Below are 18,275 nucleotides of genomic sequence, written 5' to 3' on the forward strand. Positions count from 1 at the left end.
CGGTCGGCCCGTGCACCGGGGTTTCGGTTGTCGGGCCCAGTGCGCGGATAGGTAGACTGCGACATGTTCGTATTCTCAAGGGGGGCAAATGAGATCGATTCAGGAGACTGCAGCACGCGTTAAGTCGGGCCTCATCAAGCGTCGATTGCCCTATGTGGTGACGCTGAGGGATTTCGAGACGGACGGCGTGCGGTTTGAGATCACGAACCTCGTCGAGCATCACAGAGTTGTCGACCATGGCGGCGAGACGGTCTATACGGCCGCGATGCTTGAGAACCTTCGCGAAGACGATGTTCTCTTCGACGTCGGCGCCAACGTGGGCATGGTGACGCTCCACGCGGCAAAGATTTGCCGCACAGTGGCTTTCGAGCCTGACCCCTCATTCCGGCATCGGCTTGAAGTAAACGGCGCGCTGAACGCTGATCGGACGTTCACCCTCGAACCAACTGCGGTGAGCGACGCGGATGGCACCGTGGTTCTCTACACAGACGGTGACGATGGGAACAGTCCGAGCCTGGTCCATCAGCGTGGAGAAGGCGGCAGCGTTTCGGTTGTCGCGCGGTCTCTTGACAGCCTTGTTTCAGAAGCCCGTCTTCCTCGGCCAACCGTGATCAAGCTGGATATTGAAGGCGCGGAGATATTGGCTCTGCGTGGGGCTGTTGAGCTACTGACCGGCCCGGAAAAGCCCCGAGCGTTGTTCATCGAGGTACACGACTCATTCTTGCCTGGGTTCGGGTCGTCCGCCGAAGAGGTGAACGCGTTGCTGCACCAGTTCGGATATACAACTGAAGCCTATCGAGCTCAGCGCGCGGATCAGACCCATCTCATATTGCAGGCTTCATAGGTGCCTGAGGATGCCGCAGCGCGCGGTTGGTAGTCAGACGATTTCCTTGCTGACATCAGGTGGTGGCGGGCTTGATGCAGATGATAATCCTGTGGTATTTGGTTCTGCGAACTCAAGTTCACGCACCGTTTCGGGGAGTTCATCTGGCGGAGACTGACAGGCCACGCCGATCAGCACCACGAGCAGCCAAAAACTATCCTGCGAACTTCCCGGCGCGATCGTCACCTGAGTCATCGAATTGAGCAGCAGGGTAACCATGGCCACAATGGCGGCTAATCCGGCCGCACCCCAACGCGTTCTATAGCGCGACAATCGGATAGTTGCCCAAAGGATGGCGACCGTGAGCAACAGCCATCCGACAATTCCGCCGTCGAACAATTGTTGAAGAAATGAATTGTGCATGGACGCCAGTTCCGGGTGTCGAACTGTCGAGGAGAGCGCCTGTGCGTACGACATTGAGGCGCCAGAACGGTATTGCCCCTGTTGGCCAAAGCCGAACAGCCAATTGAATTCGCTGTCGACCCAGTTCATCCAGTATTCAGTCGATTTTCGCCAAATGATGGAACGGTTGTTCAGCGTGCCAACGTCGGCGGCACGGGTGGTGCGCTCCGGCGCGATGAAGGACAGGAACGCGAGGAGGGCAGGTTGCACCAATGCGACTAAGGCTGGCAGAACAAGAGCCGATATTGATGCAAAGACCGTCACTACAATTCCCACCCATCGGGCGATGAAGGGAAAGAAGATGACGGCGACTGGCAGGGCGACGGCGGCGAAGAGCGCGGTTCTGTTCCCACCTTGAACTATGACGGCAAATGCAGCGGCAAGACCCGCGAGGCGAAGTGAGCGGCGTGTCCAACCCCGCTGGAATATCAAAAAGGCCGTTGCGCCAATGTAGACAGACGCAATGGTTGGTGCGATTTCTAGCGAAGGCGAGAATGGAAATAGAATCCGGAGAGTGCCGCCAGAGTCTCTGATATCGCCAATGCGATCTGCCGCGCCGGGAGAGCGCAATCCTGCTGCATAGCTTATTACGTTCAGCGCAAGGTAGATTCCGGCGCCATCCACAAGCGACGCAATGATCGCGCCGGCGTTGATCGTCATCACTAGGCGGACAACGAGTGCGACTAACAGCAAGAAGAATAGGAGGTCACCCTTCGGCTCTGGTCGCGTGAGAACCAGTAGCGTGGATCCAATCAGAAGAAGGAATGGGCCAGCTTGTATCGTGCGAGTTAGATCGGATTTCCGTGCGTAGGCAGCAAAACCGAGTAAACCCAACGCGAGCAGAGCGGCGGTTGTGCTGAAGGTGCGGATCGCGAACACTGTAGGCAGGAGAAGGACGATCCAGTCGACGGGTTCCGCGCTTGTTAACAGCCCCTCGCGCGATCTGGCGAAGCGTGTCGCGACCGCGTCCGTTTTTGACAATTCCCCCACCTCGGCTTAAACGAGAACCCCGACCCGCCAAACGCGTCGCGGGATTCTAAGAAATGCTACTGGAAGCGACACGCGGTGGCGCCAGATGCAGCGCCTCATTGTGTTGGCCGAGCCGGGTTGCGCGATCCGGGTCGCGCAACCAAGAGCGCAGTGCCGGTCAGGACGGCGAGGCAAACTCCGGCGAAAGCACGGCTCAGCCACGAACCCACGGGGAGGGACAGCGCCGCGACGGTGCAACTCAGAGCCATCGCACCGAGCACAAGTTCAGGCCAGCGCACGGCCCATGCGCGCCATGCAATTTCGAGCTTGGTGAATCGCGTCAGCATGATTGCTACTGCTGCCATGGCGACGTAACCAACCGTAGTTGCATACGCGACTCCGGTCGCGCCAAATTCTCGACCGAATACAAATATAGAACCCAATATTATGACCGCGCCCGTTCCAGTTGCGAATGCGCTGTACTTCGGTAGTCCGGCCGTCAATACGAGATAGTTGATCGCAATCGGGTATAGCCCATATGCAACTTGACCTATCAAAAGGATGCCCGTCAGGGCAAACGCCGGCCAGTATGAAGAAGCGAAGATCCATTGTCCGAAGATTGCCAGAGCCGCACCTACAGCAGCCGGTACTGTGATTGCAACTAGGATCTGCCACCTCACAACGGCATAGGTGTGGTGAGTAGGGGCGGGAAAGGCCTCACGCGAGTAATTTGGTTGCACTGCGCGATTAATCTCAGTTACTACGAGCGTAACGGTCGACGCCATGTTCAAGCCGAGCGAGAGTAAACCGACTTGCGTCAATGACGCAACCGTGGCTAAAGCGGGTCGACTCAAAGATGTAATTGCCCAGTACGACGCCTTATGTGGGATGAGGGGTATGGCGAACTTGGCAACGGTGACAATGTCCGCTTTGGTCAAGCGTGCGCGCGGAGGGCGAACGAGCGCCATGGCTAGTAGTGCCGAGATCACCGCGGTGATCAGATCGGAGATCACCCAGCCTAGAACCCCCAATTTCCAGACGACTAGCAGCATCAACTTGGACGTCGTGAGAACGATGATCGACGTACCGGCTAGACAAACGAATCTGGGCAAATCCCTGCGGGACTGCACCATGGGAAGCGCAAATACTGTCATCGCCGACTGGAAACCAATTGCGAGTATTTCGATAGCCCATAGAGAGCCTGAAACGCCGAGGAAGTCTGAGACGAAGGTTGCAAACAATAGAGCCACCACCGCCGCCGCTACAGGCAGCAGGATGTAGCAATACAATCCTATAGAGCGCAGGAGTCGAGGTGCGTCCTCGCCGCCTCTTGGAACCGTTCTAAAGACCAACGCGTCGAGTGGCTGTGCTAGCAGAGCCACCAAGAGAACGGCCGCCGCAGTGAGCATAGAGGCGGCACCATATTCGGCCGGCGACATAACGTGTGAAATGAACGGCAGGATTAGCAGCGAGATCCCACGCTGCAAACCTGCAAGCAGGAGATAGGTCAGGGCGGCGCTGCCGGTCGACCCGACCCGTTCCTGGCCTTGCGATCGCTTGGACGAGGGCCGCCGCTTGGCGACGCTCCTGTGGCGGGACATCACCAACCCATCAGATATCGAACGAGACGCTACTGATGGAGAGCCTGAGCCACGCTCTCGTCACTCGGAACCCAAACGGGCGGTGGCGCCTCCATCGACGACCAGAACGGAGCCAGTGATGAAACGGGCGTCGCCGCCGATCAAGAATGAGACGGCCCCAGCGATGTCGCTTGGGTTTCCTATGCGACGCAGGGCCGTTCGTTGCCGCAGAACTGCCTTTCGTGCCTCAGCCGATTCATCACCCCAGCGTGCAAACCCCTCGCGAAGCTTCGCCGTATCTATCGCCCCCGGAGAGACACCGTTGACCCGAATATCTGGGCCAAGGTCCATAGCGGCAGATCGAACCCATCCTTCCAACGCGGCCTTCGTCGTGGCGTAAGCCGTGACTCCGCCAGATGTTGCTCGGCCGTGGACGCTGCTGATGGCGACAATCGATCCATCGTTGGCGGCGAGGTTCTCGCGAGTACCTGACGTGAGTGCGTCGACCGCAATGACGTTGACCCGCAGCGCATCGATCCACTCTTCAAGTGATGTCTCGCCGGCCCTGCCGAGCGGTTGCACCGCGCCATTGTGGATGACGGCTTTTAGTTCGTAGTCCCTTGCCAATTCCTGGCCGAGCTTCACCAATTGGTCAGACTTCGAAAGGTCGAGTTGCACATCCACATCGGCCGCTGGCGCAGGGTTGCGGTCGATTCCGATTGCGACATAGCCGTCCAGCCGCATCCGTTCGCACAAGGCTGCGCCAATTCCGCCCGCGGCTCCGGTAATGACTACGGCCCGGGTCAAGGCGCCAGCTCCTCGAGGAGAAATTCGACGGCAGTATTGCTGGCGCGGACGACGCCTTCGCGAGTGTTCGATGCGTTGTGCGCACCCAAAATCACGTTCGGCAGCGTTCGGAGTTCACTAGACAGGGGGAGGGGCTCAACCTCAAAGACATCGAGAGCGGCTCCGGCCAGCTGGCCATTCCTGAGTGCGTCGATGAGGTCGGATTCCAAAACAACTGGACCCCTCGCCACATTGACTAGGTAGGCATCCGGACTCACTAGGGCCAGACGGTTGGCGTCTATCAGATGGTAGGTCTCAGGTGTCAGCGGGCAGGCCAACACGATGAAGCGGCTGGTTGCCAACAGCGACTCGAGATCAATCATGGCCACCTGCGTCGCCTCTGCGCGGACATATGGGTCGAAGGCGACGACATCCATGCCAAAGCCCGCGCCGCGCTTGGCGATCTCACGTCCGATCGCGCCAAAACCCACCACGCCGAGTCGCGCACCGGCAAGTGTTATCCCCTCCACTTTCGGCCATTCGCCGCGCCGGACTGCGGCATCTATGGAGAGGTAACCTCGCACAAGGTTCAGGATGTAGCCGAATGCCGAATCGGCGACCTCGTAGCCGAAGACACCCGGCGTGTTGCGAACGGTCACCCCGTGCTCTCGGGCAGCTTCGTGATCAACCGAGTCCATTCCGATGCCCCATCGAATCACGGTCGTCAATCTTGTTGCACCGTCGAAGAACTCGCGGTCAAGCTCGTCGTCGCCGGCGATGATACCTACCAGGCGAGACCCATATTCGAGTAAGTCGGTTGCAGTGAACTGCTGACGGCCATCGAGATCCGGCGCCAGGACCTCGAATCCGAGGTCTTCGATGCGCTGACGATGTCGTGGAAGCTCGACTTGCATCTGGCGGCATGTGACCAGAACCAGCGGCACGCTCATTTGTTGCTCTCGATGCTCGCGGCAATGGCTGCGGCCATTGCGAAATCCTCTTCGGTATCTATGTCGATTGCCTCCAGCGGGGCCATCTCGACCATGAGCGGGAGGGCGCCGACCCGATTTCCTCGCTCCCGCAGAAGGTCTGGAGTGAAGATGAAGAAGCATGAATTCTCGATGAACAGCGGCGCTAAATCTTGCGTGCGGAGGAGGACCGAGGGGTCGTGGTTGACTGCCTGGGACTCGGCGTCCCATAGTCGGGCTTGCAATCGTGTGACGCTGAACATGGAGTCGAATGCGCCATCGCGTTCCTGGAATTTTCTCAACGCGCCAGACACGGTTTCAGCTTTCAAGAACGGATTCGTGGAGTGAGTCTGTAGGGCAACGTCGGCGTCGACTTGGTCGAGCGTGTTGATCAGCACGTCGTTCATTGCAATAGCGCCGTCGCGAAGGTGCTCAGGTCGGAGGAGTACCCGCACGTCCGGGAAGTGCTCGGCGCAGTCATCGATGATGAATTCACTGTCGGTGTCGATCACTATGAGGTCGATCTCAGCTACCGCGCTCAACGTACGGACCACATGGTGGTACAGCGGAATTCCACCTAAGTGGCGGTAATTCTTGCCTGGCACGCGCTCACTGTTGTGGCGCATTGGGACGACGGCGACGGTGCAGTTCATTGCTCTCCACGGGGGATTGGCTAGGTGCCTTCGGAGTACTCGATCTTTCGACCGGGTGCGGCGGTGGGGGCTTGTTGCTGTGAGTTGGCGGGGTAGTAGAACCGCTGCAGGAGCCGCTCTGAAACGTGGTCTGGCTGACGGAAGCCTTCCCAGGTGCCGATGAACTGTGCGAGCCTGAACAACGGAATGCCGATCACGTTGTTGTGGAGCCGGTTGGCTCTAGCTGCGCCGAGATAGTCACCGGTGATGTTCGTCAACGCGAGGGCAACAGCTCTTGGCAGAGACATCTTCGACCCCTCTACGATGCGCGCGTATGCGATCGCCTCACGTCGATACCGGTTGCGGATGACACCCCAAGTCTCCTCGTGGACGTGGACTACTGGCGCGTCGGCGACGTAGGCGATCTTGTGTGCGTTCGCAATGGCCTTTCGCGCAAAATCGAGATCCTCGAGGCCGGTGAGAGTCTCGTCGTAGGGCGATTCCTGCCAAACTGACCTGCGCACTGCGGCATTGGCATTGTTGCTGAATGGATGGCCCTGGTCCCAGATGTTCTCGGTCGGAAACCATTTGAGCATCACGCGCGATTCGGAGTACTTCGTCCGCTCGTCGCCAATCTGACGTCCATATGCGATGGCTACGCCCGGACGATCGAAGGCGCTGACGAGATGTTCTACGTAAGTGTCGTAAACGGGGTAAACGTGTGCAGATGCAAAGAGGAGAATGTCGCCGGTCGCTGCAGCGCACCCTCTGTTGAGTGCTCGCCCGAACGAGAATTCGTTCTTGGCAATGCGCACAACAGTGCAGCCTGCTGCCTCGGCAATCGCGACGGTGTCATCGGTCGACCCGGAGTCGACGAGGATGATCTCGTCAGGCTTGACGGTTTGTTGGTCCAAACCCCTCAACAGACGGCCGATGTGCTGGCCTTCGTTCAAGGCTCGGATGACCGCCGACACGCGCCGCGGTTGGTCCACGTCACTCATTTCGACGTTGGAAACATTTTGCATTTCGACCGCAGTTGCTCAAGGTCTTTAGTCGTGAAGTACTGATCCCCATTGCCACCCCCAAGTCGCAGAATACTAGAGGCTGGCATGCTGTGCGTTGCAACCCCCTCGACTATCGCGATGTGAAAGTGCGACACCCAATCATTTTGGGCGACAACGGCTGTCAGTCCGGACTCTCGACTGCTGGGCGATGGACGTATTGTAGAGCTTGCCGTCGCCGCTCGAATCAGAACTTGTCTCCCTCCGTCTCGTCGAGCGACGACGTCGTTGACTCTTGCGGAGCGATAAGGCGAGACGGTGGAGCTCAACGGGCATTACGTGTCGCTACGGCGCCGGCGGCCACGTTTGCCGCTGGTTCCAGCAGCCTGCTTTGGTGTGTCTTCGCTGTAGTAGCTGTAGCTGTAGTAGTCGTTTCCGCGGTGAGGCGTCATCGTGAATACCGTGCCGAGAGGTGAAACGCCAACACCCTCTAGGTTCCTGACCGCATGCGCGAGTTGCTCTCGTTTGGTCTGTCCGTATCGGGCCATCATGAGGACACCATCGGCACTGGTCGCAAGAATGGCGGCATCGGTGACTGCAAGCAACGGTGAAGAATCCACGATGACGTAGTCGAATTGCGAGCGCAGTTCACTCAAAATCTTCTGCGCTGCCAAGGATCCGAGGAGCTCGCTCGGATTTGGTGGGGTCGGTCCTGAAGCGAGAACGGTCAACCCCGGTGTACTCGTCTTCTGAAGCACTTCCGATAACGTGGCTGCCCCGCTCAGTACGGTGCTGAATCCAACGGTCCCGACAACGTCGAGATACTTGGCCAGCATGGGACGACGCATGTCGCCATCGACGAGCACGACGTTGTGTTCACCCTCCGCCAACGCGAGAGCGATGTTGATGGCGGTCGTTGACTTACCTTCGCCCGGCAGAGAACTCGTAACGACGATCAAACGCGGCGGGTTGTCCACGGCGAGAAACTGGAGATTGGTGCGAAGTTTGCGAAAGGACTCAGCGATTGCAGAATTGTCGTTCTCAAAGGCGATCGACGGGTTCTCTCGACGTTCCTTATCGAGCGGAATCGTGCCCACGAGACCAGTCTTGGTGATCTCCTCGAGGGTCTCTTGATCCTTGATGGTGTTGTCCAGTCGGTCTCGGATCACTGCAAGCCCCACGCCAAGCAGCAAACCAATACCAAGTCCGGCGAGAAGGTTACGCTTCGTGTTCGGAACCACAGGTTCCGCAGGAACGGTTGCACGCTGTTCGACGATTACGCGCGCGTCGGGGATCGATCCGTCACCCGGCGTTTCCAGTTCGCGTGACATTGCCACGAATTCGTCGGACAGTGTATTTGCGATGTCACGCGCTCGAACGGGCGATTCGTCGTGGACCTTCACCTCGATCAGAACCGTGTCGGGTTTCGCCGTAGCCTCGACGTTGGCGCTCAGCGTTTCCGCGGTCGTGTCCAGACCCAATTTATCGATGGTGCGCTGCGCCAAGGTTTCTCCTTGGAGCAACTCCGTGTAGGAGAGCACGCGCTGCTGCGAGAACAGATTCCCTTGGTACAGCTCGTTCACCGAGGCACCGGAAGTTGTCGACACGAAAAGCCTGGTAGACGCCTGGTACAACGGCGTTGTGAGAAGTGTGACGGTCACTGCTCCGAGTACCGCGACCAGCACTGTCACGCAGACTATGAGCCAACGGGAACGCAGCAATCTTACGAAGCCCCGTATATCCATATCCGTTTCCGCCCCTCACCGCTGGTCGCCCAGCCCCCCATGGCCCCTAAGCTCCGTCGTCCGAAGTCACGGCTTGGGCAACCATACCGCTCACATCGTCGGCGACGCTCCTTTAGCGCCGCAACGCGACGCGATCGTGGCAATCGGATTCGCCCGCTCGTAGGCGGTCACGAATCATCCATGCATGTAGGTCCCGAGACGGCGGGAACGAGGTCGTCAACCAATGGTTGCACTGGGACACGAGCCTCTCTCTGAACCGCCGGTTCGGTTAAGGGGATCGTCCTTTCCCCGGATTTACCGGCGGTATGGCTATCTGAATTCGGACGCCGGGTGGCCGAGTTCCGTGCCGCGTACTACTGGTACTCGTTCGGCCGTTGACGGTTGCGCTCGTCAGGATCACGCCCTTGGTGGTGGCGATCGAACGGACTGACGTCAACATGGTGTCGATCGGCACCTTGATCGGGCTGGAGAGAATCGAGCTGAAAAACAGGCCTCTCCGTAAGCCGAGACTGGCAAAGTCTTGCGAACGTCTATCCGTGGAGTCCATAATTTGGGTAGCTGTCGCCACCGGGGGGGTTGGACATGGCCAATTGGCTACTTTTTTATTTCATCGGTTGCGTGCCCGTCGTGCTTGCGGTGAGTTGCATCGGATTTGCGAAACGGATGTCGCACCAAATGGGACGTCACGCGACAGTGCGATTGTCGTTCGCCGCTGGCCTGCTGTGGCCGCTGTTGGCGGTCGCCGGGGTGCAGGTCGTGGCACTGCTCATTCTGAAGACGGCGCTCGGGTCGGTGCGGAGCCTCGGCAGCAGCGCTGTCGTACGTGTTGAGATTCCCGCGGTGGAGAACCTGACGCCAGCAGTCGCGTCGCCCGTCGCCGCCGCGGCTTGACGTCTTGCCGCTGCCTCGCTTCTACCGCAATCACACAAGCAGGACGTAATGGCGAACGCTGCTGCCAACAAGGCGAAGCGAGCCGGCCTGACCCGACCAGGGGCCTGCCGGTTCCTACCGTGTCGCGGTGGGGGTTTCTCGCGCCAGGTAGCCCGCGAGTGCGTCGACCGCGTCAGCAGGCGAAAAGCCCACCGACTCGATCTTGGCCAGGTCGAGGGCGCTGTTGTTGGGCCGTGGCGCAACCGGATTGGATGCCGTCGCGAAGTATTGGGCGGTGCTCACTTCGGTAACCCGATTCGGGTCGTGGCCCGTGAGCGCGAATACGCGCTTGGCGACGTCGGCCCACGACATGACCGGCCCGGCCCCCGTCACGTTGTAGGTGCCGTACGGCGATCGCTCGTCGACCAGATGGCGGATCGCCCGGCTGAGATCCGAGGTGAAGGTGAGGCGGCCGACCTGGTCGTCGACGACCGACGGGTCGACCCCGCGTTCGGCTAGAGACGCCATCGTCTTCACGAAGTTGGCGCCGTCGCCGATCACCCATGAGGTGCGCACGATGTAGTGCCGTGGCACGGTGCCGACGACGAGGTCGCCAGCCGCCTTCGTCTGGCCGTAGACCCCGAGCGGGGACACGGGATCGTCCTCGCGGTAGGGGCGTTGCGCGGTGCCGTCGAAGACGTAGTCGCTGGAGACGTGGACCAGCGTGATGCCGTGCGTGGACGCGATCCGCGCCAACGCGGCCACTCCGGTGACATTGGCCGCCCACGCCGCGGCACGCCCCTCGGGCGTCTCGGCGGCATCCACGGCCGTGAACGCGGCCGTGTTGACGATGGTCTCGTAATCTCGCCAGCGACGGACGCTTTCGAGGCCAGGTGCCGTGAGGTCGACGTCGCTGCGGTCGGCGAATTCGACGCTCGACAGATCGGCGTACGCGTGGCGCAACGCTTGGCCCAGTTGTCCGCCGGCGCCGAGAACCAACGTCTTGCGCGGCGGGACGGGGGTGACGTCGGCCAACCGCGGATGGTCGCGGTCCTTCGCCGACAACTCCGCGCGCTCCAAGGGAATTGGCCAGTCGATCGCCACCGTCTCGTCGGCCAGGTTCAGGAACGTGTACGAGGCGTCGGGGGAGTAGTGGTCGTTGACCAGGTAGGTGTAGGCCGTGTTGGGCTCGAGTGTCTGGAAGGCGTTGCCGACGCCGCGGGGAACGAACACCGCCCGTGACGGGTCGAGCTCGGCGGTGGCCACCGCGCCGAACGTGGAGCCGGCGCGCAGGTCCACCCATGCGCCGAAGATGCGACCGGAGGCAACGGAAACGAACTTGTCCCACGGCTCCGCATGGATGCCGCGGGTGGTGCCTTCTGCGTCGTTGAACGAGACGTTGTTCTGGACGGGACCGAAGTCGGGTAGTCCCGCGGCAACCATCTTCTCGCGCTGCCAGTTCTCCTTGAACCAGCCGCGATTGTCGCCGTGGACGGGCAGGTCCCACACCGTCAGCCCGGGGATGGCAGTCGGGTTGGCCTGCAACGACTTTCCGTACTCGGTCACGGGCTCGTCGCCGTCACTGCCCGAGTTCGGCGTAGAACGCCTCGGTCGAGTCCTTCGTCGGGGCCCACCAGTCCTCGTGATCGCGGTACCAGTCGACGGTGGCGGCCAGTCCACGCTCGAAGTCTCCGTACCGCGGCCGCCAGCCGAGTTCGTCGCGAAGTTTGGTCGAGTCGATCGCGTAGCGCAGGTCGTGGCCGGCCCGGTCGGTGACGTGGTCGTAGGCGTCGGCGGGCTCACCCATGAGTTGAAGGATCAGTTCGACGACGGTCTTGTTGTCCTTCTCGCCGTCGGCGCCGATGAGGTACGTCTCGCCGATTCGGCCCTTCTCCAGGACCGTCAGCACCGCCGACGAGTGGTCGTCGGCGTGTATCCAGTCGCGCACGTTGCGGCCTTCGCCGTACAACTTGGGCCGAACTCCCCGAAGGACATTCGTGATCTGGCGCGGGATGAACTTCTCGACGTGTTGGTACGGGCCGTAGTTGTTCGAGCAGTTGGAGATCGTCGCGGCGACACCGAAGGATCGCACCCACGCCCGCACCAGCAGATCACTACCGGCCTTCGTCGAGGAGTAGGGCGACGAGGGGTTGTAGGGAGTGTCTTCGGTGAACCTCGCTGGATCGTCGAGATCGAGATCTCCGTAGACCTCGTCGGTCGAGATGTGGTGCAGCCGGGTGCCGTGCTTGCGCACCGCCTCCAGCAACGTGAACGTGCCCACGATGTTGGTCTGCAGGAACGGGTTTGGGTCATGCAACGAGTTGTCGTTGTGCGACTCGGCGGCGTAGTGGACGACCGCGCCGACCGACCCCACCAGCTCGTCGACCAGAGCCGCGTCGGCGACATCACCTCGAACGAACGCCACGCGGTCGTCGGGCAAACCCTCCAGCGACGCGAGATTGCCGGCATAGGTCAGTTTGTCCAACACGGTGACGTGATGGTCGGTGTGGTCCACGACGTAGTGCACGAAGTTCGAACCGATGAAACCGGCGCCGCCGGTGACCAGCAGCCGCATCATCGTCCCCGCTCGAGCAGATCGAGCAGGTAACCGCCGTAGCCGGACTTCACCATGGTGGCGGCTCGAATCTTCACCTCGTCGTCGGTGAGAAAGCCTCGGCGCCAAGCGATTTCCTCGGGTACGCCAATCTTCAACCCAGTGCGTCGCTCCATCGTGCGCACGTAGTCAGCGGCGTCGGTCATCTGATCGAACGTCCCCGTGTCCAGCCACGCCGTCCCTCGGGGCAGCACCTCCACATGCAGGCGGCCTTGTTGCAGATACGCACGATTGACGTCAGTGATCTCGTACTCGCCGCGAGCGCTCGGACGCAGGTCATGGGCAATGGCGACTACGTCGTTGTCGTAGAAGTACAAACCGGGTATCGCGTAGTTGCTCTTGGGTTGCGCGGGCTTCTCCTCCAGCGACACCGCTTGTCCGTCACCGTCGAACTCGATGACGCCGTATGCCGTCGGCTCGCTTACCCAGTAGGCGAAGATGGCGCCCCCGTCGATGTCTGTGAATCGACTGAGTTGTCCGCCAAGGCCCGGGCCATACAGCAGGTTGTCGCCCAGTACGAGTGCAACCTTGTCGGTGCCGATGAAGGAGGCGCCGAGGGTGAACGCTTGGGCCAGGCCATCCGGTGAGGGTTGGCGGGCATAGGAGATCGACACTCCGAACTGGGAGCCGTCGCCGAGAAGACGCTCAAAGCCGCTCGCGTCGTGAGGGGTGGTAATCACCAGAATGTCGCGGATGCCGGCGAGCATCAGTGTCGACAATGGGTAATACACCATTGGCTTGTCGTACACCGGGATCAGCTGTTTCGACACTCCCAGCGTGATCGGATGCAATCGCGTACCTGACCCCCCGGCCAAAATAATTCCCCGCACGCGTACATCGTGGCACAGCCGGCGGAACAGGGCTTTGCCACTTGGGTCGTGGCTCCGCTGCAATCGGTGCTGACGTGGCGGTGGACTCAAACAGTCTGGTCAACAACGACATTGAGAAAGAAGCCTTATGGCAAACGCTCGACAATCCGTGCGGACTCGGGCTCTATCCAGTGCACGTTGGCACCAAAACCGTTGGAGTGACATTGTCGATCAAAGGCTGAACTGGTACCCGCGCCTCACCCGGAGCCGTCGGCTCTGAGAGCCGGAAAGTCAAAACAGCAGTCTTTCCAGGCGGTATTGCCACTTGGGCTTCAAAGCTCGGGTGGCCGCGCTCCGACGCTCCGAAGACACGGATCCTAGTGTCATTGGCAAGGACACCAATTAGTTGTGCATTTTTGGTGGCGAGAAGTCGGACCGACGTGAGCATTGCGCCTTTTGGAATATTCTCCGCGAGTCCGGTGAAGAAGCCCAATCGCCCTGCGACGTAATCCGATAGAGGTGTCGCATCTGCGAGTGTATTGGTCAACCGAACCGTGACGGTCGACAGTCGTGTATCGCCCTCGCATCCGTCGGCAACATACTCGATCTGCCGCTTCAAGTAGTAGTCCATCTTGTTGCCGCCGAGATTGTTGACGACGACTCCTGCGTATGGCGCCGGATCGTCGGGGACTTCGTGGGCCAGCGGAGTTTCCTCCAGAAGTTTTTGGTCGGCGGGCGACGAGCTCCACACCAAGATTCGGCGCTCGCTGACCGCTCGACCCAAGGCGTCGAACAATATGCGGGGAGACTTCACCGGGCCGCTGATCTTCTTGACCACTTCGCTGGCAACGTCCTGCAGATACTGTTTCCGTGCGGCTTGGTCGGTGGGAAAGCGGTCATACACCGTCGACTCGGTGAGTTCGACGACGTTGCCTTCCGTCACCGTCTCGCCACCAGGCATCACCACCGGTCCGGTAGCGCCGAGGATGTAGCTCAAGGCGACAGGGTCGATGGCGATGACGCCGTCAACGTCCATCCCTGACTGTTGGGCCCACATCGACTTCCAGATTTGTGCCGCATACGGGAAGTGGGCGCTTTGATTGCTGTTCTTGATATCAGTGGTCGGCTTTGTGAACCCGTACTGTTGATCGAAATCTTGGCCGAGGCTGATCGGTGTGAATGGCTTGTCGAACAACTCGGTGTTCGGTCCCAGCGCGTCCACACTGGGCTTGCCGTTGTCGAACCGCAGGACTCCGAATCCCCCAAGCAAGCCTCCGGTGCCTCGCGCTTCGGCGTTGGTCTGGAAGCCCATGAAGTAGCTGCGTGGGCCGTCGGCACCCATCATCGACGGCGCCAACCGGGCGGCGATGGCCGTGCCGCCCAGAAGGTGCGCAACGTCCGATGTCTGGGCTTGCAGTTTTGATCGGGCCTCCCCAATCACGGAGAGGTACCGCGGATTCGAAATCGCCTTGGCGTCAGCGTCGAGCCGGGCCGCGGCTGCGGCGATCTTGCTTAGCGCTGGCTCTTCTCGACGCAGTGCCTCCACGTCCAGCCGACCGTCAGCCAGCATCTGATTCGGCGCGACAGTCGCTCCGGCGTCTGCAGCGGGCTTCAACACGTCGGCGGTCAGCCCGAGCACCACGTCGGATATCTGTTGACCGGTCTTGAAGGGGCTGCCCAACCACGGCACGACGGAAACGATGTTCCACGGCAGGCTGTGTGTTGCGTCTCGCGCCGCCTGCGCGTGTGACTGCGCATCACCTGCAAAGCGCGCTGCGTCAGCCGTATTACCCTGCAGCAGGGCATCTTTGGTCTGCTGCGCGCTTGCCCGCGCTTGTTCGAGATTGGTCTTGGCTGCTTGCGCTCGGAACCCGAGCCAGCATCCGAAGGCGATGACGACCACTATCACCGCAAGCGCCGCCAAAGCAACAGGGCGGCGCCTGAACCGGTGCCGTCTTTCATCGTCGTCTTCTATGGTTCGAGACTCGTCGTCGGAGATCGAATCGCCGTCAGACCGACGCCAGCTGAAAAGGCCCACTCAGTACATTCCCCGCGCTCCGGTTGCAGTCTGCACCAGCAGAACAGCTACAAAAGTTGGCCAAAAAGAAACAACTCGCCAGATGCCTGTTGGCATTGACTGGCGAGTTGCGTCCAACCTCGTTCTATTGAGCGGTCTGGTAGGGCCCGACCTGGAAAGTGATGGCAATGTTGTTGGCGAAGGCGCTTACCCCGTCGCCCACGTTGGTGAAGAAGGTGCCGATCGGCCCCGGGAGAACGCTGCCAATTACCTTGAAGAGTTGACCGGTACTCGCGGCCACGACATAGGCGGCGGTTCCGATGTAGACGACCGCCCCCCTGACGATGGCTTGGGTTCCGGCGGCGAATCCTTGCACCGCGTAGCACCCGATTGAGAAGTTCACGGTCGCGCAATCCGCAGCGGCCGACGGGGCGGCGAGTGCAGCGCGTGAGATGACTGGACTGACTTCCTCCGTCACATATCCACCGATGCCCTGGATGAATGTTGTGGTACTCGGAGACGCATAGGCCATCGTCGGCGCGAGCGCGGCCGGCGTGAGCACGGTGGCGGCGGTTAGGGCCGCAGCGGCGGCGCCTACCTGGAACTTTGTGAAGCGAGTGGCAACGGTCGACATTTCTCCCCCAGCTGTTTGACCAAGCTAATTGCGATAAACATCCCAGACTGTGAGCCTGTTGTCAACAGGAAACGCGGGCTGAAGTGGGACGATGGTGGGCACAATGCCTTCATGGGGCACGAAATATGGCTGGAGAACCTGCCCCCTCTGCAAACGAAGATGGCCAATGTCTCGAGAAGGTCTGTCGGTGAAGTCAATAAATCTGTTAGCTGTTTCCGCCAAAGGGCTCGGACATGGCCAGTTGGCTCCGTTTTTATTCAGCCGGGTGTGTAGCCGTGATGCCTGGGGTGGCATACCTCGGGGTTCAACGAAGCGGTCGTCACATGAAATGAGGCGTCGCGCGACCGCGCGATTGTCGTTCTCGCCTAGCCCGTCGTGGACCGTTGATGGCGGTCGCCGGCATGCGGCGACGGCACTGCTCTCTCGAAGAGGACTCCCGGGTGAGTGCGGAGTCTTGCCAGCAGCCGCTGCGGCCTGACGCTACTTCCCATGGCCTCGCACCTACAGCAACCGCACAGGTTCCTGACGCGACGGTCAATCAGCCCGTCTGTCGCCACCCGCTGTGCGAGCATTCCCGATGGGTCAGCGCTCGCGAGGCCCATGGGCGCGGTAGGTGGAGGTCGGTACATGCGTCGCACGGTTCGTTCAATTGGGGTCCTGTTCGTCGCGATGCTCGGCGCAGTCGGGCTGGTCATCGGCTCGGCGTTCGCAGCCGCCTTGGCCTTTGGTGCCACCGCGCTGATCGTGCCCGGCACGGGAACCCACAACATCCTTCCGCCGAACGCGGTCGTCGGTTACAAGGAGAACGCGGCCGACCGTTACATCAACGTCTCGGGCCAGCCTTGTACCTCGACCGACGGTTGCAACCTCGTCGGCGTCGACTATCCGGCGAGCTTCTTCCCGTTGGCCATCATTCCGGGGTGGTGCCCAGGGCTGAAGTGCGACACCTGGGACAAGTCGGTGGGAACCGGCGTCACCAACCTCGACACCGCGCTGACGGACACTCTCGAGAACACGTCGGACCCGATCGTCATCTTCGGGTATTCCCAAGGCGGAGCGGTCGTTTCGCGGGAGATGTACAACATCGCCGAAGAGGACAAGGATCGCGTCTCCGTCGTCACCATCGGCAACATCAACAACCCGCTTGGAGCGTGGTCGCGGCTGAGCTTCCTGCCCCACATCCCGTTCCTGAACATCTCGTTTGGCCCGCAGTTGCCCACCGACATCGGAATCAAGAGCACGAACTACAGCTTCGAATACGACCCGGTCGGCGATGCTCCGCAGTACTGGGGCAACCCGCTGGCGCTGCTGAACGCGTTGGTGGCCTTGGAGTACGTGCACGGCTACTACCTGGATCCGACCAGCAACGCGCCGACCGACTCGTTGCCGTACGGGTACGACGACGGCACGCTGGCGACTGCCATCACCAATGCGCCGAAGCGCACCTACAACGACGCGACGTTCGTCCTCATCCCGCAGCAAGGGGCGCTGCCGCTGTACCTGCCCGTCCTCGACATCGGCAAGCAGCTGGGTATCAGCGGGCTCGTCAAACCTCTTGTCGCACTTCTCAACCCGGTGACCAAGTTGCTCGTCAACCTCGGCTATGACCGCATCACAAATCCCGGCATCGCCAGGACGCTGTCGATCCTGCCGTTCAACCCGTTGACCTTCAACCCGGTCGACTTCTCGGTGAAGTTCGTGGCCGCCATCGCACAGGGCATCCAGGATGCGCTCGCCGGTGGCGCATCGTTGACCCCGGCCACGACGCCGGTGACGACACTCGCCGCCCGCGGCGCCGCCCCGCAGACCGTCGACGCGATCGAGACCAAGACGGTCGCCCCGGTCGCCCTCAACTCGAGCACGTCCGGTACCGACTTGCCGCAGGCGTCGGGGGAGAAGGGGTCGACGGATCAGGACGCCGACGCGAAGGCAAAGGCCGAGGCGGACAAGGCCGATGCCAAGGCTGCGGCGGAGGCGAAGGCGGCTGAAGAAAAGGCCGCAGCCGACGCCAAGGCTGCTGCGGACAAGGAAGCCTCGGACAAGGAAGCCACGGAGAAGGCAGCGGCCGAAGCAAAGGCGAAGGCCGACAAGGAGAAGGCTGCTGAAGAGAAGGCCGCAGCCGACAAGCTGAAGGACGCCAAGGAAGCTGCCGACAAGGAGCAGGACGCTGCGGCGAAGGCTGCCGCGGACAAGGCGAAGGAAGCGGCCGACAACGCCAAGGCCGCTGGCGCCGCAGGTGACGGCCCGACCAAGGTCACCGGCACCGACACCGGCACCACTGCTGCCCCTGCCAAGGACGCGGGCGCCGGCGACACGGAGAAGCAAGCCGCCTGACCCGAGGACAAGCGAAAGAAGCCCGGCACTC

The 18,275-nt window shown here is 61.0% G+C and carries 15 protein-coding genes; 3 read left to right on the top strand and 12 right to left on the bottom strand.

Annotated elements, in window-relative coordinates; translation table 11 throughout:
* Positions 1–88 precede the first annotated feature (88 nt).
* Positions 89–844 carry an FkbM family methyltransferase gene (locus B1790_RS07870; protein ID WP_233165002.1) on the top strand — a complete coding sequence of 252 codons (756 nt, stop codon included), beginning with the start codon at positions 89–91 and terminating at the stop codon, positions 842–844.
* A 33-nt stretch (positions 845–877) separates the two neighbouring features.
* Here B1790_RS07870 and B1790_RS07875 read toward each other — a convergent pair whose 3' ends face one another.
* From B1790_RS07875 to B1790_RS07905, 7 genes are all read right to left on the bottom strand, one after another.
* Positions 878–1,945, bottom strand: coding sequence for an O-antigen ligase (locus tag B1790_RS07875; RefSeq protein WP_198951945.1), 1,068 nt, complete (start codon positions 1,943–1,945; stop codon positions 878–880).
* Between the two features lie 425 nt (positions 1,946–2,370).
* Complete coding sequence (locus tag B1790_RS07880; RefSeq protein ID WP_079922660.1) at positions 2,371–3,855, bottom strand: lipopolysaccharide biosynthesis protein; 1,485 nt, start codon at positions 3,853–3,855, stop codon at positions 2,371–2,373.
* 60 nt (positions 3,856–3,915) lie between these two features.
* Positions 3,916–4,641, bottom strand: coding sequence for an SDR family NAD(P)-dependent oxidoreductase (locus B1790_RS07885; protein ID WP_079922661.1), 726 nt, complete (start codon positions 4,639–4,641; stop codon positions 3,916–3,918).
* Positions 4,638–5,570 carry a phosphoglycerate dehydrogenase gene (locus B1790_RS07890; protein WP_079922662.1) on the bottom strand — a complete coding sequence of 311 codons (933 nt, stop codon included), beginning with the start codon at positions 5,568–5,570 and terminating at the stop codon, positions 4,638–4,640. The genes B1790_RS07885 and B1790_RS07890 overlap by 4 nt, the downstream gene beginning before the upstream one ends.
* A complete protein-coding gene (locus B1790_RS07895) occupies positions 5,567–6,241 on the bottom strand; it encodes a cytidylyltransferase domain-containing protein (protein WP_079922663.1) in 675 nt (224 codons plus the stop codon). Before B1790_RS07895 ends, B1790_RS07890 begins: the two co-directional genes overlap by 4 nt.
* 20 nt (positions 6,242–6,261) lie before the next feature.
* Entirely contained in the window at positions 6,262–7,221 is a 960-nt protein-coding gene (locus B1790_RS07900; RefSeq protein WP_079922664.1) for a glycosyltransferase, read from the bottom strand.
* Positions 7,222–7,556: 335 nt separating this feature from the next.
* Complete coding sequence (locus B1790_RS07905; protein ID WP_079922665.1) at positions 7,557–8,966, bottom strand: polysaccharide biosynthesis tyrosine autokinase; 1,410 nt, start codon at positions 8,964–8,966, stop codon at positions 7,557–7,559.
* 693 nt (positions 8,967–9,659) lie between these two features.
* Between B1790_RS07905 and B1790_RS07910 the strand changes: the two genes are divergently transcribed.
* Entirely contained in the window at positions 9,660–9,857 is a 198-nt protein-coding gene (locus B1790_RS07910; RefSeq protein WP_142271139.1) for a hypothetical protein, read from the top strand.
* Between the two features lie 114 nt (positions 9,858–9,971).
* On the opposite strand, the gene B1790_RS07915 is transcribed toward B1790_RS07910, so the two are convergent.
* From B1790_RS07915 to B1790_RS07935, 5 genes are all read right to left on the bottom strand, one after another.
* Positions 9,972–11,402 carry a bifunctional dTDP-4-dehydrorhamnose 3,5-epimerase family protein/NAD(P)-dependent oxidoreductase gene (locus tag B1790_RS07915; protein ID WP_079922667.1) on the bottom strand — a complete coding sequence of 477 codons (1,431 nt, stop codon included), beginning with the start codon at positions 11,400–11,402 and terminating at the stop codon, positions 9,972–9,974.
* A 13-nt stretch (positions 11,403–11,415) separates the two neighbouring features.
* Positions 11,416–12,411, bottom strand: a complete 996-nt coding sequence (rfbB, locus tag B1790_RS07920; RefSeq protein ID WP_369832312.1) for a dTDP-glucose 4,6-dehydratase — start codon at positions 12,409–12,411, stop codon at positions 11,416–11,418.
* Complete coding sequence (gene rfbA, locus B1790_RS07925; protein WP_079922669.1) at positions 12,411–13,280, bottom strand: glucose-1-phosphate thymidylyltransferase RfbA; 870 nt, start codon at positions 13,278–13,280, stop codon at positions 12,411–12,413. Before rfbA ends, rfbB begins: the two co-directional genes overlap by 1 nt.
* A 163-nt stretch (positions 13,281–13,443) precedes the next feature.
* Positions 13,444–15,297, bottom strand: a complete 1,854-nt coding sequence (locus B1790_RS07930) for a DUF4012 domain-containing protein (RefSeq protein WP_079922670.1) — start codon at positions 15,295–15,297, stop codon at positions 13,444–13,446.
* A 124-nt stretch (positions 15,298–15,421) separates the two neighbouring features.
* Positions 15,422–15,910 (bottom strand): hypothetical protein, encoded by a 489-nt coding sequence (locus B1790_RS07935; RefSeq protein ID WP_079922671.1) that lies wholly within the window; start codon positions 15,908–15,910, stop codon positions 15,422–15,424.
* A gap of 627 nt (positions 15,911–16,537) precedes the next feature.
* On the opposite strand from B1790_RS07935, the gene B1790_RS07940 reads away from it, so the two are divergent.
* The gene (locus B1790_RS07940; protein ID WP_079922672.1) at positions 16,538–18,244 is read left to right on the top strand and encodes a PE-PPE domain-containing protein; all 1,707 of its coding nucleotides are present in this window, start codon (positions 16,538–16,540) and stop codon (positions 18,242–18,244) included.
* The last annotated feature ends 31 nt before the right edge of the window (positions 18,245–18,275 follow it).

It is taken from the genome of Mycobacterium sp. AT1, assembly GCF_002043095.1.
In the GTDB taxonomy this organism is placed as follows: domain Bacteria; phylum Actinomycetota; class Actinomycetes; order Mycobacteriales; family Mycobacteriaceae; genus Mycobacterium.